General features: G+C 59.7%; 28 protein-coding genes. 17 read left to right on the top strand and 11 right to left on the bottom strand.

Features of this window, described 5'->3' with window-relative positions; translation table 11 throughout:
- Positions 1–54 precede the first annotated feature (54 nt).
- Positions 55–1,113, bottom strand: coding sequence for a site-specific integrase (locus LDL28_RS04805; RefSeq protein ID WP_233057457.1), 1,059 nt, complete (start codon positions 1,111–1,113; stop codon positions 55–57).
- A gap of 29 nt (positions 1,114–1,142) precedes the next feature.
- Between LDL28_RS04805 and LDL28_RS04800 the strand changes: the two genes are divergently transcribed.
- Complete coding sequence (locus LDL28_RS04800; RefSeq protein ID WP_233057456.1) at positions 1,143–1,331, top strand: hypothetical protein; 189 nt, start codon at positions 1,143–1,145, stop codon at positions 1,329–1,331.
- On the opposite strand, the gene LDL28_RS04795 is transcribed toward LDL28_RS04800, so the two are convergent.
- From LDL28_RS04795 to LDL28_RS04760, 8 genes are all read right to left on the bottom strand, one after another.
- A complete protein-coding gene (locus LDL28_RS04795; RefSeq protein ID WP_233057455.1) occupies positions 1,309–1,530 on the bottom strand; it encodes a hypothetical protein in 222 nt (73 codons plus the stop codon). The genes LDL28_RS04800 and LDL28_RS04795 overlap by 23 nt on opposite strands.
- Positions 1,527–2,003: a hypothetical protein gene (locus LDL28_RS04790; protein WP_233057454.1), complete on the bottom strand. Its 477-nt coding sequence runs from the start codon at positions 2,001–2,003 to the stop codon at positions 1,527–1,529. Before LDL28_RS04790 ends, LDL28_RS04795 begins: the two co-directional genes overlap by 4 nt.
- Entirely contained in the window at positions 2,003–2,266 is a 264-nt protein-coding gene (locus LDL28_RS04785) for a hypothetical protein (protein ID WP_233057453.1), read from the bottom strand. Before LDL28_RS04785 ends, LDL28_RS04790 begins: the two co-directional genes overlap by 1 nt.
- Positions 2,263–3,441: a hypothetical protein gene (locus LDL28_RS04780; protein ID WP_233057452.1), complete on the bottom strand. Its 1,179-nt coding sequence runs from the start codon at positions 3,439–3,441 to the stop codon at positions 2,263–2,265. The genes LDL28_RS04785 and LDL28_RS04780 overlap by 4 nt, the downstream gene beginning before the upstream one ends.
- A complete protein-coding gene (locus tag LDL28_RS04775; RefSeq protein ID WP_233057451.1) occupies positions 3,438–3,719 on the bottom strand; it encodes a hypothetical protein in 282 nt (93 codons plus the stop codon). The genes LDL28_RS04780 and LDL28_RS04775 overlap by 4 nt, the downstream gene beginning before the upstream one ends.
- A gap of 126 nt (positions 3,720–3,845) precedes the next feature.
- A complete protein-coding gene (locus LDL28_RS04770; protein WP_233057450.1) occupies positions 3,846–4,427 on the bottom strand; it encodes an ORF6N domain-containing protein in 582 nt (193 codons plus the stop codon).
- On the bottom strand, positions 4,424–4,564 hold the full coding sequence (locus tag LDL28_RS04765) for a hypothetical protein (RefSeq protein WP_233057449.1): 141 nt from the start codon (positions 4,562–4,564) through the stop codon (positions 4,424–4,426). Before LDL28_RS04765 ends, LDL28_RS04770 begins: the two co-directional genes overlap by 4 nt.
- 246 nt (positions 4,565–4,810) lie before the next feature.
- Complete coding sequence (locus LDL28_RS04760) at positions 4,811–5,311, bottom strand: helix-turn-helix transcriptional regulator (RefSeq protein WP_233057448.1); 501 nt, start codon at positions 5,309–5,311, stop codon at positions 4,811–4,813.
- A gap of 106 nt (positions 5,312–5,417) precedes the next feature.
- Here LDL28_RS04760 and LDL28_RS15700 point away from each other — a divergent pair, with 106 nt between their 5' ends.
- Entirely contained in the window at positions 5,418–5,663 is a 246-nt protein-coding gene (locus LDL28_RS15700) for a transcriptional regulator (RefSeq protein ID WP_370636231.1), read from the top strand.
- Between the two features lie 60 nt (positions 5,664–5,723).
- On the opposite strand, the gene LDL28_RS04755 is transcribed toward LDL28_RS15700, so the two are convergent.
- Together LDL28_RS04755 and LDL28_RS04750 are read right to left on the bottom strand one after the other, a co-directional pair.
- Positions 5,724–6,137 (bottom strand): hypothetical protein, encoded by a 414-nt coding sequence (locus LDL28_RS04755; protein ID WP_233057447.1) that lies wholly within the window; start codon positions 6,135–6,137, stop codon positions 5,724–5,726.
- Between the two features lie 57 nt (positions 6,138–6,194).
- A complete protein-coding gene (locus LDL28_RS04750; protein ID WP_233057446.1) occupies positions 6,195–6,341 on the bottom strand; it encodes a hypothetical protein in 147 nt (48 codons plus the stop codon).
- 236 nt (positions 6,342–6,577) lie between these two features.
- Between LDL28_RS04750 and LDL28_RS04745 the strand changes: the two genes are divergently transcribed.
- From LDL28_RS04745 to LDL28_RS04675, 15 genes are all read left to right on the top strand, one after another.
- Positions 6,578–6,874 carry a hypothetical protein gene (locus LDL28_RS04745; protein WP_221228785.1) on the top strand — a complete coding sequence of 99 codons (297 nt, stop codon included), beginning with the start codon at positions 6,578–6,580 and terminating at the stop codon, positions 6,872–6,874.
- Positions 6,875–7,078: 204 nt separating this feature from the next.
- Positions 7,079–7,333: a hypothetical protein gene (locus LDL28_RS04740; protein ID WP_148299298.1), complete on the top strand. Its 255-nt coding sequence runs from the start codon at positions 7,079–7,081 to the stop codon at positions 7,331–7,333.
- Positions 7,330–8,136: a hypothetical protein gene (locus tag LDL28_RS04735; RefSeq protein WP_233057445.1), complete on the top strand. Its 807-nt coding sequence runs from the start codon at positions 7,330–7,332 to the stop codon at positions 8,134–8,136. Before LDL28_RS04740 ends, LDL28_RS04735 begins: the two co-directional genes overlap by 4 nt.
- Complete coding sequence (locus LDL28_RS04730; protein WP_233057444.1) at positions 8,106–8,249, top strand: hypothetical protein; 144 nt, start codon at positions 8,106–8,108, stop codon at positions 8,247–8,249. Before LDL28_RS04735 ends, LDL28_RS04730 begins: the two co-directional genes overlap by 31 nt.
- A complete protein-coding gene (locus tag LDL28_RS04725) occupies positions 8,242–9,729 on the top strand; it encodes a DnaB-like helicase C-terminal domain-containing protein (protein WP_233057443.1) in 1,488 nt (495 codons plus the stop codon). The genes LDL28_RS04730 and LDL28_RS04725 overlap by 8 nt, the downstream gene beginning before the upstream one ends.
- A 127-nt stretch (positions 9,730–9,856) precedes the next feature.
- Complete coding sequence (locus LDL28_RS04720; protein ID WP_183479117.1) at positions 9,857–10,204, top strand: winged helix-turn-helix domain-containing protein; 348 nt, start codon at positions 9,857–9,859, stop codon at positions 10,202–10,204.
- Positions 10,201–10,407 (top strand): hypothetical protein, encoded by a 207-nt coding sequence (locus LDL28_RS04715; protein WP_233057442.1) that lies wholly within the window; start codon positions 10,201–10,203, stop codon positions 10,405–10,407. Before LDL28_RS04720 ends, LDL28_RS04715 begins: the two co-directional genes overlap by 4 nt.
- A 6-nt stretch (positions 10,408–10,413) precedes the next feature.
- On the top strand, positions 10,414–10,851 hold the full coding sequence (locus LDL28_RS04710) for a terminase small subunit (RefSeq protein ID WP_233057441.1): 438 nt from the start codon (positions 10,414–10,416) through the stop codon (positions 10,849–10,851).
- The gene (locus LDL28_RS04705; protein ID WP_233057440.1) at positions 10,835–11,581 is read left to right on the top strand and encodes a terminase large subunit domain-containing protein; all 747 of its coding nucleotides are present in this window, start codon (positions 10,835–10,837) and stop codon (positions 11,579–11,581) included. The genes LDL28_RS04710 and LDL28_RS04705 overlap by 17 nt, the downstream gene beginning before the upstream one ends.
- A complete protein-coding gene (locus LDL28_RS04700; RefSeq protein WP_233057439.1) occupies positions 11,578–12,312 on the top strand; it encodes a hypothetical protein in 735 nt (244 codons plus the stop codon). Before LDL28_RS04705 ends, LDL28_RS04700 begins: the two co-directional genes overlap by 4 nt.
- Before the next feature lie 102 nt (positions 12,313–12,414).
- A complete protein-coding gene (locus LDL28_RS04695) occupies positions 12,415–12,558 on the top strand; it encodes a hypothetical protein (RefSeq protein ID WP_233057438.1) in 144 nt (47 codons plus the stop codon).
- A 1-nt stretch (position 12,559) separates the two neighbouring features.
- Positions 12,560–14,281, top strand: coding sequence for a portal protein (locus LDL28_RS04690; protein WP_233057437.1), 1,722 nt, complete (start codon positions 12,560–12,562; stop codon positions 14,279–14,281).
- Positions 14,281–14,583 (top strand): hypothetical protein, encoded by a 303-nt coding sequence (locus tag LDL28_RS04685; RefSeq protein ID WP_233057436.1) that lies wholly within the window; start codon positions 14,281–14,283, stop codon positions 14,581–14,583. The genes LDL28_RS04690 and LDL28_RS04685 overlap by 1 nt, the downstream gene beginning before the upstream one ends.
- On the top strand, positions 14,576–15,277 hold the full coding sequence (locus tag LDL28_RS04680) for a hypothetical protein (RefSeq protein WP_233057435.1): 702 nt from the start codon (positions 14,576–14,578) through the stop codon (positions 15,275–15,277). Before LDL28_RS04685 ends, LDL28_RS04680 begins: the two co-directional genes overlap by 8 nt.
- A 3-nt stretch (positions 15,278–15,280) precedes the next feature.
- Positions 15,281–16,333: a major capsid protein gene (locus LDL28_RS04675; RefSeq protein WP_233057434.1), complete on the top strand. Its 1,053-nt coding sequence runs from the start codon at positions 15,281–15,283 to the stop codon at positions 16,331–16,333.
- Positions 16,334–16,336: the final 3 nt, after the last annotated feature.

Genomic DNA, 16,336 nt, shown 5'->3' with positions numbered 1-16,336 from the left:
TAGCTAGGTATTCCGCCGCCGTCTAGATGTTACTCCGCACAAAAACCGCTACATTCATGGGGCTTCTGTGCCGTCTTTTGTGCCGACATGCAGTACCCGGTCCAGTTCATCCGCCGTCAGGGCGAACAGATAGATTTCAGTCGTCTTGACCGATGTGTGGCCCAGATGGCGGCTCAGACGGTAGATGTCTCCACCTGTCTTGAGCCAGCGGATGGCAAAGGCGTGGCGGAGGTCATGGATGCGGAAGCGGGTGAAGGGAATCCCCTTGACCTCACAGCGTGCCGCGACCCGGCGCATGACCTGCCCGTAGTTCGAGGCCGCGTTGCGGTAAGGCTGGCCGTCACGGTTCGGGAACAGGAAGCCGCTGCGAGGTGTCTGTTCCAGTAGTGCTGTGGCGTTTCCGCCAGGCGTGACCCATGCGATCGTGCGGGGCCGACTCGTCTTGGTGCGAAGCAGTCGGATTTGCTGGCGGCCATGATCAACATTGTCAGCCGTCAGGTTCACGGCTTCATTCTCCCGCATGCCGGTCTGTTCCAGCAGGTTGAGAATCGCGGCCATTCCCGGCGGGCAGGCGGCTTTGATGCGCGCCACCGAATCGGGGCAGGGCGGTGTAATCGGGTCGCGCCGTTCGCGGATGATCGTACGGTCAAAGGACAGGGCGGGATTGCTGGTGATCCAGCCCCACGCCACGCAGGCCGACAGTAGGCGGGACAGGGCGGTCAGGTCCCGGCGAATCGTGGCGTTGGTCACGCTGCCCGACCGGCCCGATACGAAATTGGAGATCAGGCGGGTGGTAATGTCGCGTACACGGACGCCCTTGAATGTTCCTTCCAGACTACGGATGGAGATGGTGTAACGTCGCATGGTCTGGGCCTTGACCGAGGTTTCCAGCACTTCGGTAATCCAGCGGATGACGGCTTCCTCAAAAAGCTGGTCGCTGTCGCCCGTTACCGCCTCGCGTTCGAGTTCCGTCTTCCATTGCCTGAGCCTTCGGCGCGCTTCCCGCGGGTCAGTCGTGCGTAGGCTGCTTCTATGCTCGCGGCCGGCAATCTGGACCCGCCCCCAATATGTTTTACTCCGAAGGTAGATGTTGGCGTTGGTGCGGCCTGACAAACGCTGGCCTCCTGATTATTGATCCATGCGTGGATCTTGATGGGGTCGAACGTCCAGATCCGGCCGAACTTGGCCGCGCCCGGTATCTGTCCGGCTGCAGCCAGTTTCTGGACCTGACGGGTGGAAAGGGTGGTGATCCGCGCGACATCGGCCAGACGCACCCGCTGCGTGATCTGGGGGATGGTGTCCATGCCGCTATCGCCCCGCTATTTCCGTAGCCACGAGTGCTGCGAGGTATTGCCGTTCCTCAATGGTGGCGCTTGGGTGCAATGTGGCCCAGCACCGGGCCAGCATGCGGAGTGATTGTGCGATCGTGGGTTTGGTCATGGGGATGTTGCGTGCCTTGCGATCATAGGCATGTGGCTCGGGTTCGAATTCGGGGCGGGGCACTTCATCGCCCATGCTAAGGTCAGTCACGATATTTTCTCCTGCTGGAGCATGAAGGGCGGCAGTCCTTCCCGCACACGCCATGCGTTGATATGGGTCAGCGTGCCCCGGCAGGCGGGCGGCAACCTGTTGGTGCGGGCCCATGTCGTGATTTCCTGCATGGTGGCGCGGATATGGCCTGCTGTTGCCGCCTGCTGGTGGTGGAGCATCTGCAGGGCTGCTATACTGAACGCGCCATCACGCGTGCGGAGGGTGAGGGGCTGCCGGGGCGGGGTGGCTTCCCGCTGTGCTGCCTGCCTGCGGCGTGCTGCCTCGCGCAGGCCTTCGGCATCGGGGTGCGGGTCGTCTTCCTGCAACACGCGGATCAGGCGCTGGTGAATGGAGGTGCCATGCACGCCGAACACCCTGCCGATATCCGTCCAGGTCCGGCCTTCCGCCCGCATGGAGCGGATCAGGGCATCGTCCTGCGGCATGTAGCGACGGTTGAGCTTGCGGGCAGACATTACGCATGGCCCGGCGTGTGATGGATGTTGGCAATCGACCGCAGTTCATCGCGGCGGAAGGTGGCGTCATCGGCGATCTGCCGCACGAACCCGACGATTTCTTTATCCGAGTAGCCCTGCTGTGTGTAGCTGCGGACCATGCTTAGCAGGTGGCCCTGCAGGCGCAGGCAGAATGCGGCTTCGTTATCTGCTGCCCCCAGTTCCGCAATCAGCACCCCCATGCCGCGGGGCGTGATCGAGATGTTGTCGAGATCATCGCTCATGCCGAGGCTCCCATAGCCAGCGTGTCGCGGGCGAGGGCGGCCAGCATGTTTCTGGCGTGGTCCTTATGTTCGCAAAGGGTGACAAGTTCATCCGCAAAAAGCTGGATGGCACGGGCCCGGGCGACGTTACCCGTCAGTGTATGGGCTTTCTGTGTCGTGATCCGCTCCATCAGCGCGCAGCGCTCATCCTCAAACTGTTCGTTTTCTGCTTCGGCGGCGGCTTCTTCAGCAGTGGTATGAGCTGCTTCAATCCGCCTGTTTTGCTGCGCGACAATCGCACAGGCGCGATTGCAGTCATTGATCAAGGCAATGTCCGGGCTGACGCCTGATTGTGGAGCGATGGAGGCCAGATGGCGTGCGAAAGCTGCCAGATGTTTGGAGTCGGATATCGGCTCACCACCTTCCTTCACGCCGGGATCGGACTCCACGATGGCCTGTGCCACGGCAGAAAAGCCCTGCAGGGAAGTCGGCTTGCAGCGTATCAGGTCATCCAGCATGTCCTCCCGCCTGTTCACCAGTTGTGCCATGGCTGCGTCGCCGGCATCATCGCCGGGGATACGGTGGGCCACATCATCGACATGTCGTCCGAATGCCGTGGCCGCCGTCGCCTTCGCTATGATCGACGCATCCCGGCCAGCCGGGGAGGGCAGGTGCCCATCCAGAATGGCCGAAACCAGCATGCGGTGGATGTTGTCCAAAGCGGGGCATTCGTCGCCTTCAGCAGTGGAATTTTCGATCGTGCGGGCAATACGTGCCAGACTGACCACATCTTCAGCCGAATGGACGGTCTGCTTCTGTGTGGCAGTCACATTGCCCCAATAGTCTATGAGAACCTGCGGGCCGTTGTCGAAAGGCCACTCGTCATCGGGGACATTTCCGATCTCGACAAACTGCCGCTCCATCGTATCGGCCAGATCGCGCAGGGCCGATGGCGTGACTTCGGCTTCCGTGCCGAGAATGCGTTCAAGTTCATGAGGGACATCCATTGGTGCCAGCGCATCTGCATCGATGCCTAAACCGCATAGGAACCTGATTGTATTGTAAACGCCGCGCTGCACCTGAAGGGTGTATTTCGCTACGTTTTCTCGGTCCAGTTCGTGATCTCCGAGCATGGTGAGCGGATCGATCGTCGCGCAGAGAACTGCTGTTACATCATGCAGATTCTCAGGCTTCATTGTGAGGATGAGGCCCAGAAATGCTCGCGCTCTTCATAGTGTCGATCATAGATAGGTGAACATAAACGCTTGTTTTTTTCGAGCTCTTCCAGTTTTTTCTGTAGCAATGCCAACCGCCGCCCGACCTGTGTCGGCGTGGCAAAAGCAAGCAGGTCAACCGGGGGCTGAACCGGAGCCGGGCGTGCAGCCTGATCCAGAACCCGGTCAATCTGGTCCTCCACAACAACGGCAGGCGCAGGCGTCTGGACGCACTTCGGGCGTGAGAGGGTTTCGGACATTTTTCGATTTCCTTGAATACTTGTGTCAGGCTGGTAATGGTAGCCAATCAGGATTTATTACTTGTTCAGGGTGGACGGCTCAGGGGAACGGGGTAGGGACCGATCTGCCCTGCATATCCTCGATAATCATGATCCGGCGCTGCACCGGCGGTACGGGCCTGATGCCGTCCACGGCATCCAGCACCGCGTTCTCGGCCATGCTGAGCAGTTCCCGCGGCGGTCTCGGGGCAGCCCCGCTTTCATCCATGCCCACGCCCCGGCTGACTTGCCCCACTGGCGGGAAGCCTGCCGACATGCGCCGATGCGGGCGTTCAGTTCGGTCGGTTCCATGGTGGCCAGCGTATTGCGTGGCAGCTCCGGCTGCCGGGGCGCGCGAAAGTAGCCGGTGACCAGTTCGCGCTGCACCGTCCATGCCAGGTCATCCGTGAAGGACTTCACCAGCATCAGGTAACCGCTTTCGGTCAGCAGGATGATTTCGCCGCGCGCTTTGGCGGAAATCTCCATAATTTTGTCCCGACGAATTTCGTCGGCGCAAACGGAGAAGAAATCCGTGCCTTCGATGAAGCGTTTTCGGTTGGCGCGGAAATTACGTCCTGCCGTGTCCTCGGCCCGCTGGTGCAGGGCATCAACCATGGCGAAGGTGATAACGCGCTGCCCACGATATTCCAGAATGGATACCGGCCGCCCATTGATCGTGACGTTGCTCATGCCGCACCTCCTTCATGGCAGAGGGCAAGGGACGCGTCGGCAGGATAGGTTTGTTTCCTGCCAAGGGTCTCAATACTTGTGAGATCCTTTTCGGCGCTGCGTGTCTTTTCAAGAATATCGACCAGCTCAGTGGTCATGGTCCGGACCCGACCTGCCGCGCGGTCCTCAAGCCACCGCTTGAGGTCTGGCGGTAGGCGAAAGTGAAATCGCGCACCCTCGATCCGTCCGTGTCGTCCTGACATATAAGCCTCTCCCGACTCAGAATGAGTGTCTCACCAGCGTCAGGAGGTATATCGGCCACGGGATTTCCGTGGGTTCAGCCGCTCCGTCAGCAGGTGATGGAATTAGCTAACATATTAGGCTAATAAAAATCAATGGTTAAATTATGCAAATTTGTCTTCTTCCCCGTTCTCTTGAGCTTCGTTGATCGCGACTTCTTCGGTAAAGGTTTTGCCGAATTCCTGAATGTTTTTCATTAAACTGATAATTTTCTTGATGTGGGGGCTGAGGCTATCCCCATATTCTTTTTCAAGCTCTTCAAAAAGCTCATTCTCTAAATCTCGTTGTATGCCGCATGCATTTGCTAACATTTTAGCAATGAATGAATAATCATTAGATATAGAATCGGAAGGATACAGGCGCGTTCGTTTCTTTTTCCTGTATTTTATCTTATTGTATTTTTCCTCATCATCAAGAATAAATATTTCTTCCATGGGGGCTCTTAAAAAAGCTGCAATAGATTCCCACTTATCCTCGGATGGCAATTTCTTCCCTCGTTCCCACTCGCTAACCGTAGGGATGGAGACACCTATCTCTGCCGCTACGGCAGCTTGTCCTAATCCAAGCTTTAATCTGGCTTCGCGCATACGACTGCCAATCGACATTTTTCCAACTCTCCTTGATGAGCATATCGTAGCAGAAATCCAAAAAATAAAATTAGCTAACTTATTTTCTTGATCCCCTGATTTTCAGGCGGTATTGGCTAATATTATGACTGATATAATCGATAAGGCGATTTCAAGAGCGGGCGGCCTCTCTGCTTTGGCGAAAGCCATTGGGATTGCCCCGCCGTCCATCATTGGGTGGAGGTATCGAGCTAAGATACCAGAGGCGCGGATAGATTGTGTTCACGCGGCCACCGGCATCCCCCGCGAAGAACTCCGCCCGGACCTGTTCGATGGCGTGACGGTTGTGCGGGCCACTGGGCAGCTTGTGCAGGGGGAGAGTGGGCGGTGAGCCGTCCCAAAATGTGGTCCGAAATAAATGCGGACGCGATCAGAGGCGGCAGGGGTATTTTTATCTCAGAAACCGATGCGGCGAAAACGCGCGTGACGCTGCCTCTGACAGAAGTGCTAACTTCGAATGGGCTGCTGCATCCAGAATTGTCTTCCGGACATGCTCAAGAGAAGCATCGTACCATTCTGGTTTTTCTTCTTCTGGCTTTTCTGCTCCTTTTGCTTCGTCTGTCATGCGCCATGCGTTCAACACATCTCGTTTCACAGAAGGCGGTTGATGGAAAATGAGCAAAGCAACCATGTCTACCAGCCGATTGATAATCTCAACCTCCATTTCTATGGCGGCGTCGTATGTTTCTTTGCGCGCCATCAGTGCTTCGACCTTAGCTTCGAGGTCAGCAATTCGTTTTTCCACAGGTTCCTCCATGGTGGGCTTGAGCAACCACATGGTGGCACAGCGGGGCGGCAGAGTCATTCTGGCTGGCTGCCCCGCGCAGATGAGTTTCCGTTGATGTCCTGCGCTCAACCTTCCCTAAACCACCCCGACATGCTGCAGCCCGTGGATCAGCCGGTTCAGCGGCTGGCTCACGACCGGCGCCATGGGAATGGTGGTGACCGGCAGCAGGGTGGGCGACAGGATCGCAGCACTCAGCGCCGTACACAGCTTCGCGGCCTGCACGTACTCATACGCACCGGCCTAGGCGCGCAGTTGCGCCAGTCCCAGCAGGGCCATATCGATGCGCGACAGGGCATCCAGCCCCGTCGCGGCATCGTTCCGTTTTTCAGTTTCCTCCATACGCTCCTTCGTCCTGTTGCTGCTTCCGGCCTCGACAACCGGAATTCTGCATCAGGAGTTGTCCAATGGCGTGGAGTACTTCGTCCAAGCGCGTGGAGCATTTTGTCCAAGGGGCAAAAATGACAGCCGAAATCGCAGTCAATGAATTCGCCAGTATCGTTACGGAAGCCGTGAAAGCCCGCAGGACCAAGTGCGGGCTGAAGGCGGCCATCCACGATACCGCGCGGCTTCTTGGCCTAACGGAACGGCGGGTCCGCGCTTGTATCTATCGCGAAATCAGGAGTGTCACCGCAGGCGAATGGCTGCGCGTGCGCGCCCGGTTCGCGGCCCACCTGGAGGCCGAACAGCGACGACATATCGCTGAGGCCGAATTGCTAAGCGCACGTCTCGATGCGCTCAAGAAAGAGGCTGCATGATCTGGGAATGGTTTTGCCTGAAGATGGCCGCTCGCTGGCGGTCCATCTGTCACATCAACATTCACAATGCCGAAATTGCCAAATGGCGGGCCGAGTTGTGGCACCGGCGCTCGCGCCGATGAGGGGCCACGCACACGACGCCATCATCCCCAATAAAGTTTCCCGGGCGGTCAACATCTCCCGGGCCCAGCGCGGAATACACGCATGAACGTCATTCCCATGCCCCGACGCGGCCATAATAGCCGCCATTCTCCCGAAGATCCCGTCATGCGCGATATGCTCATGCAGGGCGGCCACAAGGCCGATCTCGCCCGCATGTTCATGGCGCGGCAGGAACTTTCCCGCGCCTTTATCGCAGCGGCGCGATCAGCCCCGGATCTTCAGATGATGCGTGAGGAAGCAGCCATGACCGGCAAGGTGCTGGGTTATTTCTGTGATTTTGCGGAGGATGAGCGATGAGCCGCCCCACCCGCAAAAAGCGTTATGGCTGGTCCAAGTTCTGGTGGAAGGACTGGCAGAATGATCTTGCCCTGAAGTCGTGTTCCTACGCCGCGCGTGGCCTGTGGATGGAGATGCTGGCCATCATGCACGCTGCGGATCGCATCGGTTTTTTCGAGATTTCCGGTAGGAAAGTCAGTGAAAAACAGCTTGCAGGACTGACAAACGGAAGCGATCGGGAAGTCAGAAAACTGCTTGCCGAACTCGAAGAAAATGGCGTGTTCAGCGTCGATGAAGATGGCTTCATTTTCTCCCGTCGCATGGTGCGGGACAAGGAAAACTCTGACATTTCGGCTGAACATGGGCGTAAGGGGGGTAATCCCGCACTGGTCCATAATGATGCCGAAAATGACGGGGAGGGGGTTAACCCCCCGGTTAAGGGTCAGGATAAGCCGGGGGATAAACTCAAGAAGCTAGAAGCTAGAAATACCCCTATAGTCCCCTTGCCAGGGGACGAATTTTTCGACGAGGCTGAACGGCCATCCGCCCCCAAACCCAAAACCCGCCATGCCAGCAAACCCCAGCCGGACGAGGCTGCATTCGAGCAGTTCTGGGCAGCCTATCCGCGGAAGGTGGCAAGCCCAAGGCGCGCCGGGCATTTGCCAAAGCCCTTGGCAGCACCAGCCTCGAAACGCTGCTGGCTGCCATCGCCGCAACGCCGTGGTCGGCCGATCCGACTTACATCCCCCATCCCGCAACCTGGCTCAACAACGAGCGCTGGGCGGATGATGGCGTGCTTTCCGAACCGGCGGCGGATGAGGTGAAATACGACAGGGCAGCCTACGACGACGCGGCCCGGCAATGGGCGAAAAATGGCTACGAGGGCCTGTCACCCCGACCGGAGCATTTCCCGTTGAAGGCGCTGGTCGATGGCTGAGGTGCTGCATTTCGAGCCGAAGGTGCAGGAAACCCCGACCAACGCCCTGGCGGAAGCCTGTGTGATCGGGTCAATCCTGCTGAACAACGCGGCCTATGACAGCGTGGCGGACGTGGTGAAGCCGGAGCATTTCTTTCACACCGACATGGCCGAGATGTTCCGGTTGGTGCAGGGTGAAATCAAGGCTGGTCGGCAGGTCTCGCCGGTTACCATCGCGCCGCAAATCCGGTCGAACGAATATCTGGGTGCGGAGTGGCAGGCGAAAAACCTGCCTCGTATCCTCTCCGCTGGTGACGTGCGGATGGCCCGCGAGGCTGCGCGTTCGGTCGCCGCCTGCTGGGTCAAGCGGTCGATCCAGTCCTATGCCGACGAAATGCGGGCACGGGCTGCCAATTCCGAAGCTACGGCCGATGACATCCTGACCGAGGCATTGGAACATCTGGAAGCCCTGTCCAAGGGCACTGACGCCAGCAGGCCGACCGTCACGGCGTTTGCAGCCGGGCAGGCATTGATGGAAGAAACGAACAGCCATTGGCAGGCGGGACAGTTCCTGTCCGGGCTGGATACCGGCTTTGCGGAACTGAACAACCGGATTCGCGGCTTTCGTCCGGGCGCGATGTATGTTGTTGCCGCTCGGCCCGGCATTGGCAAATCAGGGCTTGCGCTGTCGCTGGCGGTGCGGATGGCCCAACTGAACGGGCGGGGTCTTTTCTGGTCGGGCGAGATGTCAGCCGAGGAGTTGATGGGGCGTGTCATCGCGGCCAGGGTCCGCATGCCGCTGGATATGGTGCTGACCGGCATGAACGACCGGGTGGCAACGCCGGAGCGGATCAGTCAGCATGACATGAGCCGGATGGTTGAGGCCTCCATGGCGTTAAAGGACATTCCGCTTTCGATTGATGACCGGGAAGGCATCACCGTGGCCCAGTTGCTTGCCCGTGCGCGGCAGTTGAAGCGTTCAAAGCGGGGGTTGAAGTTCATCGTGGTGGATTACATGGGTCTGTTGCGCGGTTCCACGGTGGCGCGCCGGTCTGGCAATCGCACGCTGGAAATGACCGAGATCAGCGGAGACCTCGCCCGCATGGCGCGGGAACTGAAGGTGCCCGTTATCGCTTTGTCACAGCTCAACCGACAGTCCGAAAACAGGGAGGACAGGCGGCCTGTCCTGTCCGATCTGCGGGATTCCGGCGCCATTGAACAGGATGCCCGGTGCGTTATGGCGCTCTACCGTGAGGAACACGTCCTGCAAACGCGGATGGGCTCGGATGGGCAACCGGTGCGCAACACGAACGAGACGGATGCGGTGTACGAAAAACGCCGGGTTGCGTTTCGTGACGCGCTAGATCGCTCACGCGGGAAAGCCGAGATCATCGTGCTGAAAAACCGGGGTGGCCGTACAGGCATTGTGGACATGCTGTTTGATGGTCCCACAACGTGGTTCCGTGATGTGAGTGCGGGTGAGCGATCAGAGGCATGGTAAGAAGAAAATCGTACCAACTTCTGTATCCATATAATAAAATCAGCCTGCAGAAGTTTATTTAAGCTGACCTGTTGAACGAACAGAATAATGCAGGTGGCCATTTCCAGATATTGTTCGGAGCGCAGGCATGTCAGTAATGCAGGACGAAATCTACCATGTCGGCAAACTTTCGCTCGATCTTGGTCGCCATGTGCTGTCCGGCCCGCGTGGTGAAGTCCTGCTGGCGCGGGTGCCGTTCCGCATCATGGAAAAGCTGATGCGGCGGGAGGGAGTGATCCAGTCTCAGGATGCAATCACGCAGGCGGTGTGGCCTGACCCGGATGATGAGCCGGACGATCCGGGCCGCGTGATCCGCGAGAAGATCAGCAAATTGCGCGGGGTCATCTGCATGATCGGCATGGATGGCCGGGGGCGTGTGGAAATCCGCAATGAGCGGGAATGTGGGTATTACGTTTCAGTGAGGAAGCAGGGATGAGGCGCAGCGTTACCAATAGCGAGAACGACGCATACGAGAAGATGGTAGCCGGGTTGCGGCATGCCGAGGAAGCAGCGGCGGAACTGGCCATGCATCGCAGCGATCCGATGTTCATGCAGATCGCCACCAATGTGGGGCAGATGCGCGAGCGGATCGTCAGGATCGGACATATGGCTGCGGTCAAGCGTGTGGGGATGGGGTGATCTGTCATGGCGCCGAAGCATCGCCTTTATACGCCGGAGATTGCTGAGGAAATCCTTGAGCGTCTGGAAGACGGTGAAGGTCTGTCTGCAATCTGTGCGTTGGAAGGCATGCCTTCTCAAGGCGCGGTGAGGCATTGGGTCCAGACTGACCACGATGGCTTTGCAGCGAGATACGCGCGCGCGCGCGAACGTGGCCTTGAGAAACACGCGGATGAGATCATCGAGATTGCAGATACGGCACGCGACAGCGACAGTGCGTCAGCCGCCCGCGTTCGTGTGGATGCGCGCAAATGGATCCTGTCCAAACTGCTGCCCAAACAGTATGGTGACAAAATCAACCTTGAGCATTCTGGTGAGGTCGCCATGACGGATGTTCCGGATGACCAGCTTGATAAGCGCCTCAAGGCGCTGATGGCGCAGGCGGGTGGTGGCGATCAATCTTGACCTGCTCAGCGCGGACGAAAAGCGTGAGATGCTGGCGATCCTTGAGGAGAAGCGGTATCGCCAGTCGCGCCGCAAGCTGTTTACCTATTATCCGGATCATGGGCCATTGCGGCGGGAACTCTACCCGAAGCATATGGCCTTTTTCCGTGCAGGGCTCAAGGACCGCGAGCGGCTGATGCTGGCCGCCAACCGTGTTGGCAAGACGGAAGGGATGGGCGGCTATGAAACTGCCCTACACCTGACCGGACGTTACCCGCACTGGTGGGAGGGCAGGCGGTTTGACCGCCCCATACGTGCGTGGGCGGCGGGCAAGACCAACGAGACGACGCGCGACATTATTCAGGCCAAGCTGTTCGGAAGTGTGTCGCGCAATGGGCAGTCCAAGCAGTTCAGTGGGACCGGATTGGTGCCGGGCGATGACATAGGCAGCGTGACGTGGAAACAGGGCGTTGCCGATCTTGCCGATACCATCCAGGTCCGGCACCAGTCAGGCGGATGGTCCGTGCTGGGCATGAAGGCGTACCAGCAGGGGCGCGGAAGTTTTGAGGGTACCGAACAGGATCTTGTGTGGCTCGATGAAGAACCGCCGATGGATGTCTATACCGAGGCCCTGATCCGGACCATGACCACGGATGGCATGGTGATCATGACCTTTACACCGTTGGAAGGCATGTCTGATGTGGTCATGTCGTTCCTTGAGGATGGCAAGATGCCGGAGAGTGAAGATTGAGCCGTTGGGTAGGCACCTGCACGTGGGATGACGTGCCGCATCTGAGTGCGGAACAGAAGGCGGACCTGCTGCGCGATCTGCCACCGTATCAGCGCGATGCGCGGTCCAAGGGAGTGCCACAACTCGGGTCAGGTGCCATCTATCCAGTTCCGGAAAGCGACATCGTATGCGCTCCGTTCGATATCCCCACGTTCTGGCCGCGCGCCTATGCACTGGATGTAGGTTGGAACCGGACGGCAGCCATATGGGGTGCGCATGATCGGGACAGTGATACCCTATACCTCTACAGCGAACATTACCGCGGGCAGGCAGAGCCTGCCGTGCATGCCGAGGCCATCAAGGCGCGTGGTGCGTGGATGAATGGCACCATAGACCCGGCATCACGCGGGCGTGGCCAGAAGGATGGTCAGCAGATTTTTCAGAACTATATCGACCTTGGACTGACATTGGTCCCGGCGAAGAACGGTGTGGAAGCCGGGATCATGGAAGTGCTGGACCGAATGTCGTCCGGTCGGCTCAAGGTGTTCAGCACGCAGCAGTCATGGCTGGCTGAATATCGCATCTACCGGCGCGATGACCATGGTAAGATCGTCAAGAAGAACGACCATCTCATGGATGCCACGCGCTACCTGGTCGTGATGCTGCCCAGCATCGAGATGGTCATGCCGAACTATCTGGAGAAGGGTGGTTTCAGGTCATCGGTGCAGGGCGACTACGATCCATACGCCTGATACCACACGGTACTAACAAACGGCCCGCACAGGGCTGTCATGGGCATTTTCAAATCTCCGAAGGTGGTAACCCCGACGCCCGCACCGATGGCGGGCCAGACGGTGAACAATACTGTCCAAGGGCTGCAGAACTCGACCACGCAGGCCGCGCGCATGGCGGGCGGTATGGGGTCAACCATGCTGACCGGGCCCTCCGGCCTGAGCCAGACCGCCACCAACGCCCCCAAGACATTGCTAGGTGGCTGACATGGCGCGCGCGGCACCGTCTGACGATACCAGTCCCGAGCAGAAAACCCGTGATGAGATAGACCGCCTGATCGTTCTCATGCGCATGGACCGCTCATCGTGGCGGGAAACATGGCGTGAGATTACTTGGTACATCATGCCCACGCGGGGGCGGTATAACAACCTGCTTCCCAACCAGGGATCACGCGGCCTGCCCAAGGGCACGCAGATAGTGGACCGCACGGCCACCAAGTGCGTGGGGGATCTGGCAGCGTTCCTGATGGCCGGCATCACCAGCCCGGCGCGTGACTGGTTCCAGCTTTCCACCAACAATGACCAGTTGAATGATGACCCGGACGTAAAGCTGTGGCTGGCCATCGTACAGAAGCGGCTGCAGCGCGTGTTCGCCACCGGAAATTTCTACAACGCCATGGCCCAGCTTTACGAGGAAATAGCAGGCTTCGGCACGGGCGCTGTCATCATCCAGCAGGATTACGAGGATGTGGTGCGGTTCTACCCGCTCACGGCTGGCGAATACTTCATCATGCAGAACGCGCGGATGGAGATCGACACGCTTGTGCGCGAGTATGTGCAGAACGTCAGGCAGGTGGTCAGCAAGTTCGGATACGAGAACTGCTCTCCCACGGTGCAGGGCCTGTATGACAGCCGCATGCTGACACGCGAAATCCCGGTCGTGCATGCCATAATGCCCAACCTCGACCGCGTTCCCGGCGCGATCGGCTGGCGGGGCGCGCCCTATATCGGTGTGTATTACGAATACGGCAATCCCAGCGTACCGGTGCTGCGCGTCGAGGGCTATCCCGACAAGCCGTTCATCTGCCCGCGCTGGCATGCCGTATCCAACGACGCGTATGGCCATGGTCCTGCCGAGGACGCGCTGGGCGATGTGAAATCGCTGCAGCTTGCCCAGCTTCGATGCGCGGAAGTGGTGGACAAGTTCGCACGCCCCCCGATGCAGGCCGATGCCGCGATGCAGAACGGGCTGGTCAGCCTTATCCCCAACGGTATCAACTTCATTCCCGGGCTGAACGCCATGGGAAATGGCGCTGGCCTGCGACCGGTGTACCAGACCAGCCCCAACATCGCGCCGCTGGTCGAGCGCATCCAGGCATTTCAGGAGGCCATCCGCGTCACGTTGAAGAATGACCTGATCCTGATGGTCAGCCAGATGGATCAGGCACAGCCACCCACGGCGGCCGAGATCAACGTGCGCCAGCAGGAAAAGCTGCTGGCCCTCGGCCCGGTGCTGGAGCGGTTCCACAACGAGGCCCTGAACCCGATCATCAACGTGACGCTGGGCATCATGGAGCGTGGCGGGCTGTTGCCCGTGCGACCGCAGCAGATGGGCACCGGGCCGCTCAAGGTCAATTACATCTCGGTGCTGGCGCAGGCCCAGCGCGCGACCGAGACCACGGGCATTGAACAGTTCGTGCGCTTCTGTGGCGGACTGGTCAGCGCGGACCCGAGTGTGATGGACAACGTGGATCTTGATCAGGCGGTAGACATCTACGGCAACCTGCTCAGCATCAATCAGGCGATCATGCGTGACCCGCAGGCCGTGGCCCAGATGCGCCAGCAGCGCGAATATGCCCAGCAGCAGCAGGCCGCAGCCGAACAGGCCCAGCAGATGGCGGCAGGTGCGAAGAACCTGTCCGACACGGACGTGGGCGGTGGCCAGAACGCATTGCAGGCGATCATGTCCGGCATCGGGGGAGGGGGCTGATGTATGACCCACACGATCCCGAACAGGTTCGCGAACGGCGCACGCGGCGCAAGGCCCGGGCCGCGACTGACCAGTTTGACCTTGCATGGGTGGCATCCGACCCGCGCGGCCGGCGCGTGCTGCTGCGTATCCTGAACGAGACGCAGTTCATGGGCGGCTCATTCGTGCCGGGCGACCCGATGGCAACGGCATTTCGCGAAGGCCAGCGCGATATCGGCATCAAGCTGCACACGGTACTAACAAACGCAGGTGAAGGCATCCTGAGCAAGATCCTCATGGAGAGCCTGAACGCGGATGAGTGATGAACCCACAAGCGCTGCTGCGCCTGCTGATGCCCCTACTGGTGGCGCAACCGATACCATTCTGGGTGGCGGCGCGGAAAGTACGACGACCGAGGCGCAGCCTCCTGCCGGCGCAGCGGCGACCGAAGGTGCAGCCCCGAACAGTGAGGGCGCGCCGGAAAGCGGCGAACAGGAAAAGCCGCCTGAAAAGCATGCTGTCCCGGAGAAATACGAATTCACGCCGCCCGAGGGTTTCAGCGTCGATGAAAAGGCGATGGGCGACTACGAGGCCGCAGCACGTGAAGCCGGGCTGACGCAGGAGCAGTTCAGCGCCATCACGCAGCATGGCCTGCAGTTCGTCCAGCAGCAGCTTGAACAGGCCGGTCAGGCCCAGCACGAACAGGCGATGAAGTGGCGGCAGGAAGTCCTGTCCGACCGCACGCTGTCCGATGGCACCGGCCTGAACCCGGAAGCCAAGGCAGCGGCCGATCGCGTGATCCAGTCCTATGGCGGCAAGGATCTTGTGCAGGCGCTGACCGAGACGGGCGCGGGCAACAACCCCACCGTCATCCGTGCCTTCGTGCAGATCGGCAAGGCGATGGGCCTGGCCGAACCGCCCGACAAAGGAAAGCCCGCGCCGGAAAAGCGCAGTGGCAGCAGTTTTGATGACATTGCCCAGCGCCTTTACGGCCAGTCGGCAAAAGCAGGAGCATAACCGGTGGCAACCATTTCCAGCACCACCTGCCTGACGCTGGCCGACTGGGCCGCGCGGCGCGAGGACGGCGAGATCGCGGATATCGTGAACCTGCTGTCCCAGACCAACGAAATCCTTGATGACATGCTGTGGAAGGAGGGCAACCTCGCCACGGGCAACAAGACGACCGTGCGCACAGGCCTGCCGGCCGCCACATGGCGTATGCTCAACTACGGTGTGCCGCGCGCCAAGAGCACGACCGCGCAGATCACTGATAGCTGCGGTATGCTGGAAACCTACTCGCTGGTCGATAAGGATCTGGCGAACCTTGAGGGTGACGTGGCCGCCTTCCGCCTGTCTGAGGACATGGCCTTCATCGAGGGCATGAACCAGCAGATGGCGGGCACGCTGTTCTACGGCACCGAGCAGAGCGACCTGCCGGCCTTCACCGGGCTTGCGCCGCGCTACAGCACGGTGGACGCGGAAAAGGCCGCAAACGCCGTCAATGTGATTGACGCGGGTGGACGGGGAACCAGCAACACCTCGATGTGGCTGACCTGCTGGGGCCCGACCACAGCGTTTGGCATTTTCCCCAAGGGGCGCATTGCCGGACTGCAGCGCAATGACGTGACGACCGATGCGCCGGTTCTGGACGCCAACGGCAACCCGTATCAGGCATACCAGTCCCACTACAAATGGGATTGCGGCCTGACCGTGCGTGACTGGCGTTACGTGGTCCGCATCGCCAACATCGACGTGGATAGCCTGACCGGCGACAGCGCGGCCAACCTGATTTCGATGCTGGTGGCCGCCGTGCACAAGATCCCCACCATGCCGCGCGGCGTCACCAACGTGCAGACGGCCACGCAGGCGACGGGCGGACAGCCGCTGTCATGGGGGCGTCCGGCCATCTACGTCAACCGAACGCTCGGCACGGCGCTGGACCTGCAGGCGCTCAACAAGACCAACGTGCTGCTGCAGATGCTGGAATGGGACGGCAAGCCGGTCACGGCCTTCCGTGGCATCCCCATCCGCACCTGCGACCAGATCCTGAACACCGAAGAAACGGTCCAGTAAGGA

The sequence above is a fragment of the Komagataeibacter sp. FNDCR2 genome (assembly GCF_021295395.1).
GTDB lineage: Bacteria > Pseudomonadota > Alphaproteobacteria > Acetobacterales > Acetobacteraceae > Komagataeibacter.
The sequence above is the reverse complement of the archived record's forward strand: the minus strand, read 5'-3'. Positions and strand labels throughout refer to the sequence as shown.

Bases quoted from the DNA above. Each gene is read 5' to 3' on its own strand.
- LDL28_RS04775 (WP_233057451.1), bottom strand. From the start codon at position 3,719: ATGTCCGAAACCCTCTCACGCCCGAAGTGCGTCCAGACGCCTGCGCCT.
- LDL28_RS04770 (WP_233057450.1), bottom strand. From the start codon at position 4,427: ATGAGCAACGTCACGATCAATGGGCGGCCGGTATCCATTCTGGAATAT.
- LDL28_RS04790 (WP_233057454.1), bottom strand. From the start codon at position 2,003: ATGTCTGCCCGCAAGCTCAACCGTCGCTACATGCCGCAGGACGATGCC.
- LDL28_RS04735 (WP_233057445.1), top strand. From the start codon at position 7,330: ATGAGCCGCCCCACCCGCAAAAAGCGTTATGGCTGGTCCAAGTTCTGG.
- LDL28_RS04740 (WP_148299298.1), top strand. From the start codon at position 7,079: ATGAACGTCATTCCCATGCCCCGACGCGGCCATAATAGCCGCCATTCT.
- LDL28_RS15700 (WP_370636231.1), top strand. From the start codon at position 5,418: ATGACTGATATAATCGATAAGGCGATTTCAAGAGCGGGCGGCCTCTCT.
- LDL28_RS04715 (WP_233057442.1), top strand. From the start codon at position 10,201: ATGAGGCGCAGCGTTACCAATAGCGAGAACGACGCATACGAGAAGATG.
- LDL28_RS04785 (WP_233057453.1), bottom strand. From the start codon at position 2,266: ATGAGCGATGATCTCGACAACATCTCGATCACGCCCCGCGGCATGGGG.
- LDL28_RS04710 (WP_233057441.1), top strand. From the start codon at position 10,414: ATGGCGCCGAAGCATCGCCTTTATACGCCGGAGATTGCTGAGGAAATC.
- LDL28_RS04690 (WP_233057437.1), top strand. From the start codon at position 12,560: ATGGCGCGCGCGGCACCGTCTGACGATACCAGTCCCGAGCAGAAAACC.
- LDL28_RS04760 (WP_233057448.1), bottom strand. From the start codon at position 5,311: ATGTCGATTGGCAGTCGTATGCGCGAAGCCAGATTAAAGCTTGGATTA.
- LDL28_RS04725 (WP_233057443.1), top strand. From the start codon at position 8,242: ATGGCTGAGGTGCTGCATTTCGAGCCGAAGGTGCAGGAAACCCCGACC.
- LDL28_RS04720 (WP_183479117.1), top strand. From the start codon at position 9,857: ATGTCAGTAATGCAGGACGAAATCTACCATGTCGGCAAACTTTCGCTC.
- LDL28_RS04780 (WP_233057452.1), bottom strand. From the start codon at position 3,441: ATGAAGCCTGAGAATCTGCATGATGTAACAGCAGTTCTCTGCGCGACG.
- LDL28_RS04745 (WP_221228785.1), top strand. From the start codon at position 6,578: ATGACAGCCGAAATCGCAGTCAATGAATTCGCCAGTATCGTTACGGAA.
- LDL28_RS04765 (WP_233057449.1), bottom strand. From the start codon at position 4,564: ATGACCACTGAGCTGGTCGATATTCTTGAAAAGACACGCAGCGCCGAA.
- LDL28_RS04685 (WP_233057436.1), top strand. From the start codon at position 14,281: ATGTATGACCCACACGATCCCGAACAGGTTCGCGAACGGCGCACGCGG.
- LDL28_RS04755 (WP_233057447.1), bottom strand. From the start codon at position 6,137: ATGACTCTGCCGCCCCGCTGTGCCACCATGTGGTTGCTCAAGCCCACC.
- LDL28_RS04680 (WP_233057435.1), top strand. From the start codon at position 14,576: ATGAGTGATGAACCCACAAGCGCTGCTGCGCCTGCTGATGCCCCTACT.